This is a genomic window from Nostoc sp. KVJ20 (genome assembly GCF_001712795.1).
Taxonomy (GTDB): domain Bacteria; phylum Cyanobacteriota; class Cyanobacteriia; order Cyanobacteriales; family Nostocaceae; genus Nostoc.
In genome coordinates this window covers 64153-80569 of the sequence record NZ_KV757603.1, presented here as the reverse complement: position 1 = coordinate 80569, position 16417 = coordinate 64153, and the positions used below count along the sequence as shown (strand labels likewise).

The following is a 16417-nucleotide window of genomic DNA, read 5'->3' as shown; positions in this document are numbered from 1 at the left end:
ACCCATAATTAATAATTATTGCTTTTTGTTAGCAAGCAATTTTTGCTCAGTATCTTCCATTTCTAAAAGTTCTGGAATAGTTACAAAGCGATAGCCTTGCTTTCTAAAGTTGCTAATAATTTCTGGTAAAGCTTGCACAGTTCTGGAACGGTTACCACCACCATCATGCATTAGCACAATACCACCAGGTTTTGAATCTTTAATTACGTTATCGATTAACTTTGGTACAGTTGGCAACTTGTAGTCTATGGAGTCAGCTGACCACATCACCACACTATATTTTTGACCTTTAGCATAAGTAACTAATCCATTGTGCAGGTTGCCACCAGGCGGTCGGAACAGATTTGTTTTAGCACCTGTAATTTGATAAATTAGCTCTGTTGTACGATCAATTTCAAAAGCAGCAGCTTGTTGATTAAAGAAGTGATACCAGTGATGCCAAGTATGATTGCCAATGACGTGACCTTGAGCGACAATCTGCTTTCCTAATTCTGGATAATTCTTTAGGTTCTGACCGACAACAAAAAACGTCCCTTTGATATTATTTGATTTCAGAATATCTAGCACTTGCCCTGTGGTTTCAGGCCAAGGGCCATCATCAAAGGTGAGAGCAATCACTTTCTCACTCTGAATGAGTTTTGCTGCTTTAACTATTGCCCCTTGAAAACGTGATGGTAAAGCATATGATAATCCTTTTGTTTGTGCTTCTTGCTGCCAACTTGTAAGCATCGACGCCTTTAATTTCTCAATGCGCTGCTGAGTTCCTACGTTTGCAGCTACACGCTTTACATTTATACTTTGTCTACTTTGAGCTTCTGAAACATTTGGTCTTAAAAGCATCATAAAAGCAAGGCTAAAAACACCACCTAATGCAAGCAGTGCAATTAATATTCCTTCTGGCCACAGAAACGACTTATTGTTTTCCACCTCATAGCTCCTTCAAAGATCGAACCATCACCCACGGTTATGACGGTACGTTATAGCACATTTTATTTAGATATTTAGATACCAGTTGCTTTCTGGTAATCATGAAAATTGAAATTGAGAATAACGGAAATTCAGAATCGAGAAGACAGACTATACTGATTCAACTGAAATCTAGATACTCTAGATTTGGACGAGTGTTGAATACACGATATTTGGTAATATTGAACATCAACCCACTTATAAAAGGCAAAGTCTGCACTTGCACGCTATTACCGCTAGCTCTAAGAAGGAGCACAATCAGATGATTAACCACACCCCAAAATCCTCTTAATAGGAGTTCTGAATTAGTTGCTGTTTTTCAATTCACCGCTAAGGCAGCATTATCCTTTCAAGTTTTATAGTTTTGCAAATAAGATGAGCTAAACTGTCAAGCCTACAATTTGCACTTTTCGCGAACTGAAGTTTTTATAGTCAAGCATTCTGACAGTAAAGCTGTATAATTTACAACTTAGCAAATTATTTGATTAACATACAAAACTACTTAAGAAGGGCGAGGTATCTTTCAAAAAAGAGTCTAGTAAACTATTAGTTCTATTCTTGATAAGATATATTCTACTGCCTGCTGCTATTACTTCCTTTTTAAGAAAAAGTTAAGTTTTCTAGTGACAGAATGTTATCTTGTACCTTCTAGGAAATAGATCAGACGAAAATTGATTCAATATAGTTTCTCATTGCCAGGGGGCACTTATTCGTTAATGTAGATACTTTTGACTCATTCAGCAAAAGAAATTCTATCGCCTGTTTAGTTCTCTTTTGGATGCTGATACTTTAGCCGAAATTACTAGTAGCTTTCTACCTGTTAATGTTTTTCTCGATAACTAAGTAAATTTATATCTCAATTAATAGTACAATTTAATATTTACCGTCACCGTGTAATTACGGAAGTTAATCACATACATCTGAGCAAGTTATCATAATTGCATTGCAATAGTATGGTGTCTATTTATTGAACCATTAAATTCTAGATTGAAATGTAAGATTTTTTACTAAATACACTTTACTTGCCTAAAAATATGTATTGGAGATTACACTATAATAGTGATTTATCTACCGTAATATCACTTAAGGATACAGGACTCATATAGGACTCATATTTGATTTCTGAAAAAACTCAGTACAACTAAGAAGCCTTCTTGACTGTTGCCTATTGCCTATTGCCTGTCTACACAAATTCGTTCAGAAATCAAAGCGGATTCCTATATTTGATTTCTGAAAAAACTCAGTACATATCCATTCACTTCTTTCCTATGCCCTCCCTACGCAAATAAGTTTAGAAAATCGGATTACTATACATATCAAAATATATTTTTTTTTACAAATCAGACTCTAAGAAGACTGCACTCTGCCTTTTTTCAGCAAAGTGAAGCAGATATTGTCAGACATTCGGTAAATTGTTTCGCCACTCAACAAACAATTTTCTGCTCCCATAAAAAAATCATTGACTGTATCACTCTACCAGTGGCTCACTAACTTTTTTAACAGCAGGAAGCAAAGCTGAAAACTGCCTCATAACTTGCCTTATAATTACACTAATTAGAATTAAGATTTTTAATTATTTATTTATAAATCCTAATTATTAGCTTATATTGCCTTAGACAGGTCATAGTTTATTTACAGTACTTTTGCTTATCTTAGCTAGATCCAATAAGTGTATTATTTAATATCTGTATGGGTTGACTTTAAACCCAGCTTTCCTATTAATATACCTTTTGAGTCAAAATAATCAAAGTATTTGTCTTACTTCTTAAACTGGCTAGAAACTTTTATGATTCCTCACGAAAGTGATGTAGAAAAAGAGCGTGCGTCGTTAAAATTATGGCGTAGTTGGCAAGAAAATCTGATTTTAATTGCGATCGCATTGTGTTTGGCATTCCTAATCAGGACTTTTATCGCTGAACCCCGTTATATACCTTCTGATTCGATGTTGCCAACCTTACATACAGGCGATCGCTTGGTGGTAGAAAAAATCTCCTACCATTTTCACCCTCCCATAACTGGGGATATTATTGTTTTTCAGCCACCCGCAGAACTACAACGTCGAGGATATCCCAAAGACCAAGCCTTCATCAAGCGGGTTATTGGGCAGCCTGGTGAGGTAATTAGTGTTGCTTCTGGCAAAGTCTACCTCAACGGTCAACCCTTGGCAGAAGACTACATCGCGGAACCACCAAATCAGCCATACCAACCAGTGAAAGTCCCAGAAGACGAATTTTTTGTCATGGGAGATAACCGCAATGATAGTAATGACTCTCGCTATTGGGGCTTTTTACCTAGAAAAAATGTCATCGGTCGGGCAACGTTTCGCTTTTGGCCTATCGATCGCATTGGGTTCATTTAATCAATTTTAGATTTTGGATTTTTCCTTCAATCCAAAATTGTCAGAGTTAGGAGTTATTTAAAACTTCTAACTTTTAACTTTTAACTTAAAACCTCAAATAATACATTATCTGAGCGATCGCATCACCACTTAACTCCAAGCGTCGCTGAAAATCAGCCAAGTTCCGATAAGTTCCGGCTGATTGCCGATTTTGCACCACTGCTTGCGCCAGAGACAAATCTATAAATGGAATTTGTGCTAATTTTTCAACTGTTGCTGTATTTGGGTTGACTAAATGGGTCGGATTTTCTAGAGATTCGTGGTCATAGTAAACAAAATTCAGCAGAGGCTTTAATGGCTCCAGGCGCGGCGCTGGTATAGCCAAAGCCGCAGCAATATCTTCAATACAGTAAAATTTAACACCAGAACGTGAAAGTTCTACAAGCGATCGCGCTTGGTGAATTGACAAACCTGGTAGGCGTAACCAATCATCTACAGTCGCTTGATTAACATCAATGCGAATACCTAATTTTGCCGCCATCTGAATTTCTTCCCCAGATTGCAGACGATAGTAGGGATCGTTGAGGAGCTTGGCGCGGAGTTTTTGCAGCCTGGGATTCAAAGGTAGCCAGTTATTCATGATTTTCGCTCACTTCAAGAAATCTGGTCTAGCAATTGGCGGCGCTTTTGCTCAAACTCATACTCTGAAATCAGTCCATCCTGGCGCAGAGCATCTAATTCACGCATTGCATCAGCGATCGCTCCTACCTGATTACTTACCCTTTGTGAGTTTCTTGTTGCTGACTTACCTAGATTAAAATTACGATCAAAAGCTTCTTCATCTTGGGCTAAATACCAAACTCCCTCAATGGCACTAGCTACCTTGGGGATCGGCGTCCAGGAAAGCAACACATACAAAATACCCCACAACGGCTGTCCCAAATAGAATTTATGTAATCCGGAAATTGTTAGTGTGCCAGAAAAAGCTAAAACAGCGGCGACACTTCGGCTTTTGCGCTTAGTCAACATATTTCTAATAAATTTACCAATACCACAGTTCGACAATCAGACAGTCAACTACCCTGCTTTGCCCTTCAGACTTTTAGAATTAATTTAGTACTTGAAGAAATTTGAGTAAGTTTCACATGACTGTGCATTGAGCTTTGATGCTAATTTTAAGTTTTTAACAGCTTTATTACTACTATGTCACAGACCTTCCTACCGCCAAAATGGCTTGAACAGCTTTGTGATCCTTACGCTGTGCTAGGAATTTCTGTGATTGCTGATGATCGCCAGATTTTTAAACGCTATCACAGTTTAGCCAAGCTGCTACATCCCGATCGCAATGCCAAAAACTGTAATCCAGACCAAGAATTGGCTACGGCAATATTTAGCTATTTAATCAATCCAGCTTATCAACAGCTGAAACATCGACAGAAGCGCTTGATTGCGATCGCAATGCTGCGATCAGACGCAAGAGTTTCAGAGCAGAAGCCTTTGTCTTCTCAAAGTGCCATAGCTCAGGAAATGATCGAAATGTCTACACCCCAAGCAGAATTATTTTACGAAGAAGCGATCGCCTGTTATGCAGAAGCTCAATATAAATCACTAGATCAGTTTTATCAGGTGACGCAACAAATTACTATACTGAATTTGGTATACTTACGGTTGCACAAACCAGACTTATTCCTACCGCAAAAAGCTGCTCCCATCATCTCTGAGATAAAAGTCAAGCCAGTTGAATTAACATTATCTGAACAAACTGATGTAAAACCAGTTTTGACAAACTACGCTCAACGCCACTACCAGCGAGCTATTGAGTACGTCAGGCTAGCCAAATGGCCCCTAGCCGTGCAAGAACTACGCGATGCCATCAAGTTAGAGCCAAATAACAGCGACTATTATGCTTTATTAGGTATGGTACATCTCAAACAGAAATTTATCGGGATGGCTAGGGTTTACATCTATCAAGCATTAAAACTGAACCCGCAAAATTCACTAGCCTTAAAATACGCTCCCGAACTGAAAATTCAACCGAGTGAAAACACCAATCCTAAATCAATGGCTAAAGCGATGAGTATTGCGGCTTTATTAGGTCGGTTTACACAAAAGAAAAGTTCTCAAGTCAAGTGTTGAAATTTCGGTAACAAACCGTACTAAAACCGAAGCTTTGTCACTAGATTACTCCCCTAGACTAAAATAATAAATAGAAGTAAAACTATTAAGCTACTGAGTCTGGACGCTCAGTTTAATATAAGCAATATGGGATTCTTCGATTCTGAGATAGTTCAGCAAGAAGCAAAACAGCTGTTTGAGGATTATCAAGCGCTAATCAAGCTTGGTAACAACTACGGCAAATTTGACCGCGATGGCAAAAAGCTGTTTATTGAGCAAATGGAAGCCATGATGGATCGATATCGCGTCTTTATGAAGCGCTTCGAGCTATCCGAAGATTTTATGGCACAAATGACAGTAGAACAACTGAAAACACAATTAGGTCAGTTCGGTGTAACTCCGCAACAAATGTTTGACCAAATGCACCTCACTTTAGAACGGATGAAAGCCGAACTAGAGAAACAGGCTTAGTCAATTTTAGATTTTGGATTGACAATTAATCCAAAATCCAAATTGTGCTGGAAGCACGCCAAAAGTGCGAGCCAAAAGCCAAAATTATTGTGACTTGGGCCGAGAAAACTGGGAAGGTGACTTAAAGTTTTCTACTGGTACGTTCTTAAGTGCTTTCTCCATAAAATCTTTCCAGATGGGAGCAACCATACCGCCACCCGTCGCACGGCTAGCTAATTGTCTGTTGTCGTCTCTCCCCACCCAGACAGCGGTTGTTAGCTGTGGTACTGTCCCAACATACCAAATATCTTTTTCTGAGGAGGTTGTACCCGTCTTCCCAGCACTTGGGCGAGCGATCGCAGCACCTTTACCAGTACCATTAGTAACTACAGTTCGCATCACATCGATGATTGCTGCTGATGCCCAAGGGTCTAGAACTAGCTGGGGTTTAGGGGTGTTATCTAGTAACACGTTACCACTACTATCGGTGACACGAGCAATTACAGTTGGTGGAGATTGCCAGCCATAATTAGCAAAGGTAGCATAGGCACTAGCCATTTCTAGGGGAGTGACACCAATTGCACCCAGAGGTAGGGAGGTAACAGGTTCCATCGGACTCATGATGCCCAAGGTACGGCAAGTTTCGATCACTCTATTCATGCCAACAGCCTTACCAATCTTAATCACGGGAATGTTGCGTGACTGGGCTAAAGCTGTGCGAATTGGCATAGGCCCGCTAAAACCCCCATCATAATTTCTGGGAGAGTAGCGACCACTACCATCTTGATAGCTAACTGGAGAGTCTACCACCGTTGAGTCCGGCCCATATTTACCAGTAGCGAAAGCAGCATAATAGACAAAGGGTTTAAAAGAAGATCCGGGCTGCCGTTGAGATTGAGTTGCACGATTGAATTCACTGGTCTTAGGATCTACACCGCCCACTAGTGCTTTAATAAAATGCGTGCGCGGATCAATTGCCACCAAGGCGATTTGATTCTTAGATAATCCTTGCCCAAGCAGTGATTTATGCCACTTACTGACAGTTTCCTCAGCCATCATTTGGAAGTTGGCGTCAACTGTAGTTTGCACCCGCATCCCGCCTTTGAGTAGTGTCTCACGCCCAAATTTCTTGGCCAACTCCTGCGCCACAGTATTAGTTACATAGGGTAGGGCACTACCTTGAAACGATTTGATTCTACCAAGTTTGATTTCTTGCTTGAGGGCACTGTCGTACTCTGACTGGTTGATCCAGCTTAATTCCAGCATCCGTCCCAGCACTTCTTTTTGCTTTTGTTTTGCCAGTTTCATACTCGCAAACGGGCTGAATTCTTCTGGTGCTTGAATTAAACCCGCCATCATCGCTGACTCACCCAAACTTAAATATTCTGCTGATTTATTAAAGTAACTGCGGGCCGCTGTTTGTACACCATAATTGTTATGACCCCAATAAACTTGATTGAGGTACATTTCTAAAATTTGATCTTTAGTGAGAATTTGCTCTAACCGAATTGCTAGCACCCCCTCCGCTAACTTACGGGTAAAGGCACGCTTGCGAGACAAAAATAGGTTTTTTACCAATTGCATAGTAACGGTAGAGCCACCCTCTTTGACTCCACCTGCTACAGCGTTAACGACTACGGCACGTCCAACACCAGTGGGGTTGATACCGTGGTGCTCGTAGAAGTGGCTATCTTCACTTGCCAACACCGCCCGTTTGAGATTCGGGGAAATTCTATCTAGGGGTACGACTTCTCGGTTAGCTTCCCCGTGGATACTCGTTAAAAGTTTACCCTTAACGTCATAGATGTAAGTAGTTTCTGAGGGAAAGAAGTTACGTAGCTGTCTCACATCTGGCAAATTACGGAAACTGATGGCTAAACCAACCAGTCCTCCGGCTACAATGGAACTTGCCAGCATGGTGATTGAGAGGAGAGTACCGCCAGTTACCTGACCAACTCCTTTCAAAAACTCAAAACCTGATGAAGCCCGACGCTGTGGCTGTTTATCTTCAAAAGTCCTAGACGACGACACGGCTATTTCACTTCCTCACTTGTAAATTTAACTGTAATTGATTGGGTGAAGCAAGGCGGTTAATTTTTTGCAATTATAGTAGTTTGGCAGATGAGAAAGTGGATAAATTGCAAGTGTTTATAACCAACTTAACTTCTAGTGTGCAAAACATAGCTAATAATGAGTCTCTTAAGATGACGCAAGATTTTGCTTGGCTGCGTCGTGGTGTAGTAGAAGTTTTCCCACAATCAGTTGATGTTAACAGCGAAAGTTTAGAAAGGCTCTTACTAACTACAAACCAACCTTTAAGGGTCAAATTGGGGATTGACCCAACGGGTACTGATATTCATCTAGGTCATAGCATACCAGTACGAAAACTGCGAGGTTTTCAAGATGCAGGCCATACAGCAGTTTTAATTATTGGCGATTTTACAGCGCGGATTGGCGATCCTACTGGTAAGTCTGAAGTGCGTCGTCAGCTTACAGAAGCAGACGTAATGCAAAATGCTCAGACTTATCTTGATCAAGTACGTCCTATCTTGGATTTTGACACACCAGGAAGGTTAGAGGTGCGTTATAACTCCGAATGGCTATCTGTACTAAAGTTAGAGAAAATTTTAGAGTTACTCTCCACGATGACGGTGGGACAGATGTTGGCGAAGGAAGGATTTGCCGATCGCTATAAAAAAGAGAATCCAATTTTCATCCATGAGTTCCTGTACCCGTTAATGCAAGGTTTTGATTCGGTTGCAGTTGAGGCAGATGTGGAATTAGGTGGGACTGATCAGAAATTTAACATTGCTGTAGGCAGAGATTTGCAGCGCCATTTTGGTCAAAAGCCCCAATTTGGGATGCTGTTGCCAATTTTGATTGGCACGGATGGGGTGCAAAAAATGTCTAAGTCTTTAGGTAATTATATCGGATTGTCAGAACACCCAGGGCAAAAGTATCAAAAGTTGCAAGGAGTTCCCGATCATCTGCTGGAGCAGTATTTTGAACTATTGACGGATTTACCTTTGGATCAACTGCCAGAAAATCCCCGCGATCGCCAAACACTTCTAGCATGGGAAGTTGTGAAACAGTATCACGGCGAAACCGCAGCCCAAGAGGCCAAAGAAGCAGCCCAAAGCGGCGGTAAGGAAGGTGCTGTCCCAGAATTTTCTCTAGCTGGCGTACAGCAATTTCCTACTAAGTTAGCGTATATTCTCAATGTCAGTGGCTTGTGCAAAAGTACAGGTGAAGGAAAGCGGAAAATTCAAGAGGGTGGAGTGCGTTTAGATGGCGATCGCATTACTGATGCTGATACCACTTTTGATTCTCCTAATGAATTACAAGGTAAGGTTTTACAAGTTGGGAAAAATAAGTTTGTGCGTTTAGTGCCTTAAATGGGAATGGGGAGTGGGAAATGGGGAATGGTGAACAGGCAGAACAACGAATTATTGTGGCTTTGGATGTGCCGGATGAACAAAGTGCGATCGCTCTTATAGATCAGCTACCTCAAGTGGTTTGGTGGAAAGTCGGTTTAGAGTTATTTACCAGCACTGGCCCGAAAATCCTAGAAGAACTAAAGTCTCGACAAAAGCGCATTTTCTTAGATTTGAAGTTTGATGATATCCCCAATACCGTTGCTGGTGCTTGCCGGAGTGCAGCTAGATACGGAGTGGATTTACTGACAATTCATGCTACTGCTGGTAGGGATGCCCTGAAAGCTGCAACTGAGGCTGCACAGGAAGGGGCTGCAAAAGCAGGTGTAGAACCACCAAAGTTAATTGCCATTACTTTGCTAACAAGCATTTCTGCGAGGCAATTAGCATTTGATTTAAAAATACCTCTGGAATTGCCAGAATATGCTCTAGAAATGGCACTGCTGGCTCAAGAATCTGGTTTGGATGGGGCAGTTTGTTCGCCTCAAGAGGTGGCGCAGTTGCGACAAACTTGTGGAGATGACTTTTTGCTAGTTTGTCCGGGAGTACGACCGACTTGGGCAGATAATGCAGATCAAAAGCGATCGCTCACCCCAGCGCAAGCTATTATTGCCGGCGCAGATTACCTAGTAATTGGGCGTCCCATCACCACTGCTACTGAGCCTGAGTTAGCCTGGAAAAGGATTTCTGAGGAGTTAACCACGGTGGCATGAAGCTAAGAGTCAGTGAGAAACTGGGAGACAGAGTGCAGGGTGTAGAGGAGAACAATCTTGCCTCTTCGCTCAGGAAGAAAAATTATAGTTGGCTTTTAGTTTATGGCTTCTGGGTTTTAGTATCAAATAGCCTTGCTTACCCAGCGTTCTCGACAAACCTCACCCCTAAACCTTTGGTGCTAGCACAAAGAGAAAATGTCAATACTGGCGCAAAGTCTTTGTGTTCTGAGCAAAATTTAGAAACATTAACTACACAACTACTGGAAGATTTGCCTAGTTATACAAATCGCGCTAGTCAACGCGCCCGCCGCCTCAGTAGAAGCAGTGATGTTTATAGTTATATGCTAGTGGCAGGAAGACCTGAGTTTACTCCTCTGCCCCTTAACCTTGAAGAATATAGTGCAGATGCGCCTAAAAGCTCTGCATCAGGAATTGAGCAAGTTTTCTTTACTAGCTTAGAACGGCAGTACATCGGAAAGAAACTTGTAGAGTTGCAGCAATTCCACTGGCTATTGTTGACTAAAACTGCAAGTGGTTGGCAACTAGTGATGATGTTTTCTCAAATTGGTTCCGATTCAGCACAGCAGCCACTATCCCCACCACGCGATAGTAGTAAGGGTACTGTTGCCCAAGGAGTTAAAGCTTGGTTACGCGATTGTCAAGCTGGAAGTGTTCGACGGTTGCGTGCTGTAAATCTAGGAAACAAAATTGAACCCTTAAGATCAGAGTAAAACAGCAGCTATAACTCGAACAAAAATGCCTCGCCTCTAAGATATTTGCTACAGAAGCTTTCGCTAATGTAGGGTACAGTTTCTAACAAGTAATCGCATAATCGCATTTTGTTGCCAGATGCGATCGCGGAACTTAGCGATTGAATAATGAAGAAGGAGAAGAAATAACCTTGCTCTCCATCAAGGAACTTTGGGGGTTTGAGTCCCCTACCTTTATAGGCGGCATTGTGTCGGGGTTAAATCCCCGTTACAAAACATAATTGCGTTAGCGGAGCGGGGCGTTAGCCCATTGCGAATTGTTTTAATTTCTGAGGCAGATACTTATTTCAAACAAAATAAATGTACATCACCCAAATAGCTTGTATCAGTGAAATTTCACATATATCTTTGGGATGATTTTAAGGAAAAATAGCTGATAAATAGCTAAAAAAAGCAGACATTATTTAAAAACGCAGACTGGCTTGAATTTAATCGTTGTAACTCCTGTTTTTTGGCGATAACATGAGGATAAGTTTATTTCAAGCTTTTCAAACCGCGTTTAGCGTCAGTTTTTTTATGGATATTCAATTAATCAACATCGGCTTTGGTAACATCGTGTCTGCCAACCGAGTAGTTGCCATTGTCAGTCCAGAGTCTGCCCCGATTAAGCGGATTATTACCGATGCACGGGACAGAGGTCAACTGATTGATGCAACTTACGGTCGTCGGACTAGGGCTGTAATTATCACCGATTCCAGCCACGTCATTCTGTCAGCGATTCAGCCGGAAACGGTAGCAAATCGCTTTGTGATTTCCCGTGAACATCAAACTGTAGATAATTGACTAGTACTCAAACAACCCAAAATTACTGGGTGAGGGTGGGGAGTAGAGACAAGTCTTTTCTTTCGTTTTGTCAAATTTATGGCTGCCTAACAAAGTTGCTTTGGTGAACTATTAACAGTAGACTAACAATCCTAAATCCCACTTCTATTTGCACCATATCGGCAGTAACATGTGAATTAGACAAGCTTTCTGTCACTCTTGCTACAAATTCTTTAGTCACCGTGGACTAGACCAAGAACACAACACTAATGAATAATATCTATTGATTGATTCACAGGTTGAAGGGATGATGCCAGTTTTACCCATCCAGAATAGTGCTACTACCGAAAAATGCTTACATTTAGGCAGGTTAATTGTTTTGACTGGCCCCAGTGGGGTCGGCAAAGGCACTTTAATGCGATCGCTCCTAGAGCGTCATCCAGAACTCTATTATTCCGTATCCGTGACGACACGTTCTCCCCGTCCAGGGGAAATTGATGGTAAAAATTATTACTTCATCAGCCGCAGCAAGTTTGAACAATTAGTTGCTGAAGGTGAATTTTTAGAATGGGCAGAGTTTGCTGGTAACTATTACGGCACACCCCGTGAAGCTGTACTTAACCAAATTCATTCCGGTAAGTTGGTGGTGTTGGAAATAGAACTAGAAGGGGCAAGACAAATTCGTGCTTCCTTCCCCAGTGCCCTCAGCATTTTTATTTTACCGCCTTCATTTGATGAATTAGAGAAACGAATCCGCTCTCGTGCCCAAGACTCCGAAGAAGCGATCGCCCGTCGTCTACTCCGCGCCCAAGAAGAAATTCAAGCCGCAGATGAATTTGACATTCAAATCGTTAATGACGATTTTGAAACTGCTTTAAATGACATTGAAACGGTTTTGTTTAAATAAGTTAGGAGTTAGGAGTTAGAAGTTATAAATTTAAACTCCTAACTCCTAACTCCTAACTGCTAGTAATTAACCAAATAGACCTTGAATTAGTGCCAAATTACTAGTTAAAAAGTAAGCAACTACTGCACCACCAATACCACCAATCAAGAAAGAACTGCCGAAGTTGTTCCAGCTTTCTTTAGAGTTAAAAGCATCTGCTGGAGGGTTGGGTACGGTAACGCTAGGAAGTGCTTTGGGCGGATTGCTATTGGAATACAGAGATAGACAAGCTGTAAGTACAACAACCAAGCCTATGGCTCCCAATAATCCAGCTAAGTTAGCATTACCTGTGTCTCGCAGTGGGCCTAATTTGGCAAAGGGGCCAAATAGTAAGTAACCATGAGCCATGCCAACTTCTAAACCGCGTCTAGCAGGAGCTAGACCTGGGCGATAAGCAGGCAAATTATTAATGAATCCCTTGATCAAGGGAGAAGAATTAACCGGGGTTTCTAGATTGCCTAGTTGAGGATCGCCGAATGCGGGAAAAACAACTTCCCGATTTCTTGGATCGCTGGGAAGATTCTTTGATGCATCTACTGCTTGTGCCATATTTTATGTTCAGCCTCTAAATTAAAATGGTGGCATTTTTATATTAATAATAATTGTGGCTAAAGATGTCTTTTTGCTAGGAAGTTTAGAAAAATTAATTTAGCTAATTTTAAACCTGTGAAACTCGCGATCTGTAAACAGAATCACGAGTTTCAAAAAACTATTTTTGCTGACTATTTTGGTGATAATTCTGCTTAACTAAGCTGAATACATCCACTACACAATATTAGGCAAAACACAAGAAATTCAACTGTGCTAAATCCAATTTTCCACTTATGGTAGTGGGTGGAAAAGTAGGTCGGGGAAAAAGCGGTTGAATTCAATCAAGATACCTGCTGTGATAAACAGCCATATAGTAGCTGCAACGGGCGCTGTAGAAATGAATTTAATCAAATAAGATGATTGGTCGCCTTTGTCTGCCATGAATTTAGTCTCCAAAACGAATGAATTAGTTAAGCTGATTTAGCGTGGAGAAACTGGAATTTCTGAATCCTTGGCTGCTAACTTACCAGAGAGAAATTCTTGGACTGCTGCTGCTGGCCAAGCAAAGCCTGAGAGGATAATGGGTAGTGCCAAACCAATATCGATTTGGATTTCCTTTAGTTCAGTGTCAGATTCCTTTTTGATTGCTTGCAGATAGGCACGACCTACCCAACCAATCCAACCAGCAATATATAGAAACAGAATGCTAGGGATCAAAAAGTCACCAGCCCGATCTAGACGACCATCAACAATCAAGTGGGGGTAGCCCTCAGGGCCGCATAGCGCCTGAGAATAACGCTCAAACCGCTTTTTCCCTGATTGGGGATCAGCGGTGGTATTACGGGCATTAGCTGCTAGCTCTTGGAAAGCGGGATTGTCCTTGCACGGTGTCAAATTAGCTCCTAAAGCTTGTGCTGGGGGAGCAAAATTGAACCAAAGACTAATCGCTAACATCAAAGCAAACAATCGTCGCATAGAGTTGTTTCCTTTTATTACAAAACAAGAAGTTTTTTGTACAAAACGAAGCGGCTTGTACAGTCTGTTTATTTGCATAACTAGGAAGTCATCATACTCTTGGGTGGGAACCGAGTAAAGTTTAAGTAAATAAAAGTTAAAGCTTCTCAACCAAAATTAGTCCTGAGTGCTGAGTTCCGAGTGCCGAGTAGTAAGAATTGTTGTTGTAGGGTAGTAAAGAAGCAAGATTTTCTCTCTACTATTCAGGACTCAGCACTCAGCACTACCAATGACAACCGTTTTAGCAATAGAAACCAGCTGTGATGAAACTGCCGTTGCAATTGTTAACAATCGTAAAGTTTGCAGCAGTATCGTAGCCTCGCAAATTCCTGTCCATCAGCAGTATGGTGGGGTAGTGCCGGAAGTAGCATCTCGCCAGCACTTGGAAACGATAAATGTTGCGATCGCACAAGCCTTAGAGGAAGCCCAACTAGACTGGGGAAAAATTGACGCAATTGCCGCCACTTGTGCCCCTGGACTTGTAGGTGCGCTGTTGGTGGGGTTGACTGCTGCTAAAACCCTAGCGATGGTACACAACAAGCCATTTTTGGGAGTTCATCACCTCGAAGGTCACATTTATGCAACTTATTTAAGCGAATCAACTTTAAATCCCCCTTTCCTTAGTTTATTAGTTTCGGGCGGACATACAAGCTTGATTTATGTCAAAGATTGTGGTAATTACGAAACACTGGGACAAACCCGTGATGATGCAGCGGGTGAGGCCTTTGATAAAGTGGCGCGATTGTTAAAGCTGGGTTATCCCGGTGGCCCAGTGATTGACAAGTTGGCACAACAGGGAAATTCTCAAGCCTTTGCCTTACCGGAAGGAAAAGTTTCTCTACCTGGTGGGGGGGTTCATCGTTATGATGCGAGTTTTAGCGGGTTAAAAACGGCTGTATTGCGTTTAGTGCAGCAGTTAGAGAAAGATGGTGGACAAGTGCCAGTAGCAGATGTAGCAGCTAGCTTTCAGGATACCGTAGCGCGATCGCTAACCAAAAGAGCGATCGCCTGTGCCATAGACTATGGCCTAGACACAATTGCCATTGGTGGCGGTGTAGCAGCTAATAGCGGGTTGAGAAAAAACCTCCAAGCCGCCGCCGTTAAACATAACCTACGCGTCTTATTCCCACCTCTAAAATTCTGTACCGATAACGCCGCCATGATCGGCTGTGCCGCCGCTGACCATCTATCCCGTGGTCATACATCCCCCCTCACACTAGGCGTTGAGTCTAGATTAGCCCTCACTCAGGTGATGAAGTTGTATCAACCTATTGAGTAGTTATTTGTCATTTGTCATTTGTCATTTGTAACCACAAATTCCCAATGCCCCTCAAGACTACTGAGTAATGAGTGTTGTACATGGATAGCGGGGCGTTTTGCCCAATGCCCAATGCCCAATGCCCAATGCCTAATGCCCAATGACTATCGACCGAATATGATCAGCGACAGCATCCGGCTGTTCCAACATAGCCAGATGTCCGCAATTAGGAATTTCCAAAACATTGTCAGCACAATATTGGAACAGTCTGTGAAAGCTAGCTAAATGGCGCACATACTTGGGTTCCATAACTTTGTCTTCTGCACCAGCCAAAAAATAAACTGGCTGCTTGAGTTGGGATACTAGCTCAGGTAAACGATTGATTTCTTCTTCGGTTGTGGAGTCTAACAGAGTTCCCAGAGCCGCTTCTGGGTCAGCCACGACGAAATCTATTACCCGCTGACGTGCCCAATAGCGGTCTAAAGGACGAGCTACACTCGCTCTAGTAAACAGCAAATCAATCAAAGGCACTTGGGACAGCCAGCGCGGGCGGACTTGCAAAAATTTCTGACCTGCCGAGCGAAACTGCTCAAAGGCTTCTTTGAGGTAAATACCACCGCCAGCGTTGATACAGATAACTCCCTTAACACACTCAGGCATTTGATCTGCTCCCCAAAGAGCGATCGTCCCACCCAACGAGTGACCAATTAGCCAAGCACTGGTAATATTCAGCTGTTTCAGAAGAGCTGCTAAATCCTGAGCATAGGCAGCAGGAGTGTAAATAGAATCGAAAGGTGAGCCAACCGCACTACTGGAGATGGGCGTCAGGCTCAGAGACGTTTGTGCTCGACTAAAATCAGTTTTTACCTGGGATTGCGATTCACCAAAACCCCGCAAATCATAGGAAAGGCATTGCAAATCATCTGATAGGCGGGAAATCACAGGTTGCCAATATCCACGGCTATTAAGCCAACCGTGGATAAATACTAAAGCATGGGGGCAGGAAGTGGGAGCCGTTAGCTCGTATGCGTGTGGAACGCCCAAGATTTCGATAGTTGCCATACTTATATCGTACCCTTAAGGGCGGGTGCGACTAAATACGGAATAGGAAGAGAGTTAG

General features: G+C 42.1%; 17 protein-coding genes. 9 read left to right on the top strand and 8 right to left on the bottom strand.

Annotated elements, in window-relative coordinates; all coding sequences use genetic code 11:
- Positions 1–15 precede the first annotated feature (15 nt).
- Positions 16–927 (bottom strand): polysaccharide deacetylase family protein, encoded by a 912-nt coding sequence (locus A4S05_RS12310; RefSeq protein ID WP_069070109.1) that lies wholly within the window; start codon positions 925–927, stop codon positions 16–18.
- Positions 928–2752: 1825 nt separating this feature from the next.
- On the opposite strand from A4S05_RS12310, the gene lepB reads away from it, so the two are divergent.
- Complete coding sequence (lepB, locus tag A4S05_RS12305; RefSeq protein WP_069070108.1) at positions 2753–3325, top strand: signal peptidase I; 573 nt, start codon at positions 2753–2755, stop codon at positions 3323–3325.
- Positions 3326–3410: 85 nt separating this feature from the next.
- On the opposite strand, the gene A4S05_RS12300 is transcribed toward lepB, so the two are convergent.
- Both A4S05_RS12300 and A4S05_RS12295 read right to left on the bottom strand, forming a co-directional pair.
- Positions 3411–3944 carry a ComEA family DNA-binding protein gene (locus A4S05_RS12300; RefSeq protein ID WP_069070107.1) on the bottom strand — a complete coding sequence of 178 codons (534 nt, stop codon included), beginning with the start codon at positions 3942–3944 and terminating at the stop codon, positions 3411–3413.
- Positions 3945–3958: 14 nt separating this feature from the next.
- Positions 3959–4333 carry an NINE protein gene (locus tag A4S05_RS12295; protein WP_069070106.1) on the bottom strand — a complete coding sequence of 125 codons (375 nt, stop codon included), beginning with the start codon at positions 4331–4333 and terminating at the stop codon, positions 3959–3961.
- Positions 4334–4507: 174 nt separating this feature from the next.
- Between A4S05_RS12295 and A4S05_RS12290 the strand changes: the two genes are divergently transcribed.
- Both A4S05_RS12290 and A4S05_RS12285 read left to right on the top strand, forming a co-directional pair.
- Positions 4508–5440: a J domain-containing protein gene (locus tag A4S05_RS12290; RefSeq protein WP_069070105.1), complete on the top strand. Its 933-nt coding sequence runs from the start codon at positions 4508–4510 to the stop codon at positions 5438–5440.
- Between the two features lie 126 nt (positions 5441–5566).
- Entirely contained in the window at positions 5567–5890 is a 324-nt protein-coding gene (locus tag A4S05_RS12285; RefSeq protein WP_069070104.1) for a DUF1825 family protein, read from the top strand.
- Between the two features lie 84 nt (positions 5891–5974).
- Here the strand turns inward: A4S05_RS12285 and A4S05_RS12280 are convergent, their stop codons facing one another.
- Entirely contained in the window at positions 5975–7900 is a 1926-nt protein-coding gene (locus tag A4S05_RS12280) for a transglycosylase domain-containing protein (RefSeq protein ID WP_069070103.1), read from the bottom strand.
- Positions 7901–8073: 173 nt separating this feature from the next.
- Between A4S05_RS12280 and tyrS the strand changes: the two genes are divergently transcribed.
- From tyrS to gmk, 5 genes are all read left to right on the top strand, one after another.
- Entirely contained in the window at positions 8074–9264 is a 1191-nt protein-coding gene (tyrS, locus tag A4S05_RS12275) for a tyrosine--tRNA ligase (RefSeq protein ID WP_069070151.1), read from the top strand.
- A 20-nt stretch (positions 9265–9284) separates the two neighbouring features.
- Positions 9285–10016 (top strand): orotidine-5'-phosphate decarboxylase, encoded by a 732-nt coding sequence (gene pyrF, locus A4S05_RS12270; RefSeq protein ID WP_069070102.1) that lies wholly within the window; start codon positions 9285–9287, stop codon positions 10014–10016.
- Positions 10013–10747, top strand: coding sequence for a hypothetical protein (locus A4S05_RS12265; protein ID WP_256090951.1), 735 nt, complete (start codon positions 10013–10015; stop codon positions 10745–10747). The genes pyrF and A4S05_RS12265 overlap by 4 nt, the downstream gene beginning before the upstream one ends.
- Before the next feature lie 555 nt (positions 10748–11302).
- On the top strand, positions 11303–11569 hold the full coding sequence (remA, locus tag A4S05_RS12260) for an extracellular matrix/biofilm regulator RemA (RefSeq protein ID WP_041233849.1): 267 nt from the start codon (positions 11303–11305) through the stop codon (positions 11567–11569).
- Between the two features lie 286 nt (positions 11570–11855).
- Complete coding sequence (gene gmk / locus A4S05_RS12255; protein WP_069070101.1) at positions 11856–12455, top strand: guanylate kinase; 600 nt, start codon at positions 11856–11858, stop codon at positions 12453–12455.
- A gap of 66 nt (positions 12456–12521) precedes the next feature.
- Here the strand turns inward: gmk and A4S05_RS12250 are convergent, their stop codons facing one another.
- The 3 genes from A4S05_RS12250 to A4S05_RS12240 form a co-directional block, all read right to left on the bottom strand.
- Positions 12522–13043 carry a photosystem I reaction center protein subunit XI gene (locus tag A4S05_RS12250; protein WP_069070100.1) on the bottom strand — a complete coding sequence of 174 codons (522 nt, stop codon included), beginning with the start codon at positions 13041–13043 and terminating at the stop codon, positions 12522–12524.
- 273 nt (positions 13044–13316) lie between these two features.
- On the bottom strand, positions 13317–13466 hold the full coding sequence (gene psaJ, locus A4S05_RS12245) for a photosystem I reaction center subunit IX (protein WP_069070099.1): 150 nt from the start codon (positions 13464–13466) through the stop codon (positions 13317–13319).
- Between the two features lie 39 nt (positions 13467–13505).
- The gene (locus tag A4S05_RS12240; protein ID WP_069070098.1) at positions 13506–14000 is read right to left on the bottom strand and encodes a Photosystem I reaction center subunit III; all 495 of its coding nucleotides are present in this window, start codon (positions 13998–14000) and stop codon (positions 13506–13508) included.
- A 268-nt stretch (positions 14001–14268) separates the two neighbouring features.
- On the opposite strand from A4S05_RS12240, the gene tsaD reads away from it, so the two are divergent.
- Positions 14269–15318: a tRNA (adenosine(37)-N6)-threonylcarbamoyltransferase complex transferase subunit TsaD gene (gene tsaD, locus A4S05_RS12235; RefSeq protein ID WP_069070097.1), complete on the top strand. Its 1050-nt coding sequence runs from the start codon at positions 14269–14271 to the stop codon at positions 15316–15318.
- A gap of 129 nt (positions 15319–15447) precedes the next feature.
- On the opposite strand, the gene A4S05_RS12230 is transcribed toward tsaD, so the two are convergent.
- Positions 15448–16359, bottom strand: coding sequence for an alpha/beta fold hydrolase (locus A4S05_RS12230; protein WP_069070096.1), 912 nt, complete (start codon positions 16357–16359; stop codon positions 15448–15450).
- Between the last annotated feature and the right edge of the window lie 58 nt (positions 16360–16417).

Coding starts and splice junctions, on each gene's coding strand:
- lepB (WP_069070108.1), top strand. CDS start 2,753: ATGATTCCTCACGAAAGTGATGTAGAAAAAGAGCGTGCGTCGTTAAAA.
- pyrF (WP_069070102.1), top strand. CDS start 9,285: ATGGGGAATGGTGAACAGGCAGAACAACGAATTATTGTGGCTTTGGAT.
- gmk (WP_069070101.1), top strand. CDS start 11,856: ATGATGCCAGTTTTACCCATCCAGAATAGTGCTACTACCGAAAAATGC.
- A4S05_RS12230 (WP_069070096.1), bottom strand. CDS start 16,359: ATGGCAACTATCGAAATCTTGGGCGTTCCACACGCATACGAGCTAACG.
- A4S05_RS12300 (WP_069070107.1), bottom strand. CDS start 3,944: ATGAATAACTGGCTACCTTTGAATCCCAGGCTGCAAAAACTCCGCGCC.
- A4S05_RS12295 (WP_069070106.1), bottom strand. CDS start 4,333: ATGTTGACTAAGCGCAAAAGCCGAAGTGTCGCCGCTGTTTTAGCTTTT.
- psaJ (WP_069070099.1), bottom strand. CDS start 13,466: ATGGCAGACAAAGGCGACCAATCATCTTATTTGATTAAATTCATTTCT.
- remA (WP_041233849.1), top strand. CDS start 11,303: ATGGATATTCAATTAATCAACATCGGCTTTGGTAACATCGTGTCTGCC.
- A4S05_RS12265 (WP_256090951.1), top strand. CDS start 10,013: ATGAAGCTAAGAGTCAGTGAGAAACTGGGAGACAGAGTGCAGGGTGTA.
- A4S05_RS12250 (WP_069070100.1), bottom strand. CDS start 13,043: ATGGCACAAGCAGTAGATGCATCAAAGAATCTTCCCAGCGATCCAAGA.
- tsaD (WP_069070097.1), top strand. CDS start 14,269: ATGACAACCGTTTTAGCAATAGAAACCAGCTGTGATGAAACTGCCGTT.
- A4S05_RS12240 (WP_069070098.1), bottom strand. CDS start 14,000: ATGCGACGATTGTTTGCTTTGATGTTAGCGATTAGTCTTTGGTTCAAT.
- A4S05_RS12290 (WP_069070105.1), top strand. CDS start 4,508: ATGTCACAGACCTTCCTACCGCCAAAATGGCTTGAACAGCTTTGTGAT.
- tyrS (WP_069070151.1), top strand. CDS start 8,074: ATGACGCAAGATTTTGCTTGGCTGCGTCGTGGTGTAGTAGAAGTTTTC.
- A4S05_RS12285 (WP_069070104.1), top strand. CDS start 5,567: ATGGGATTCTTCGATTCTGAGATAGTTCAGCAAGAAGCAAAACAGCTG.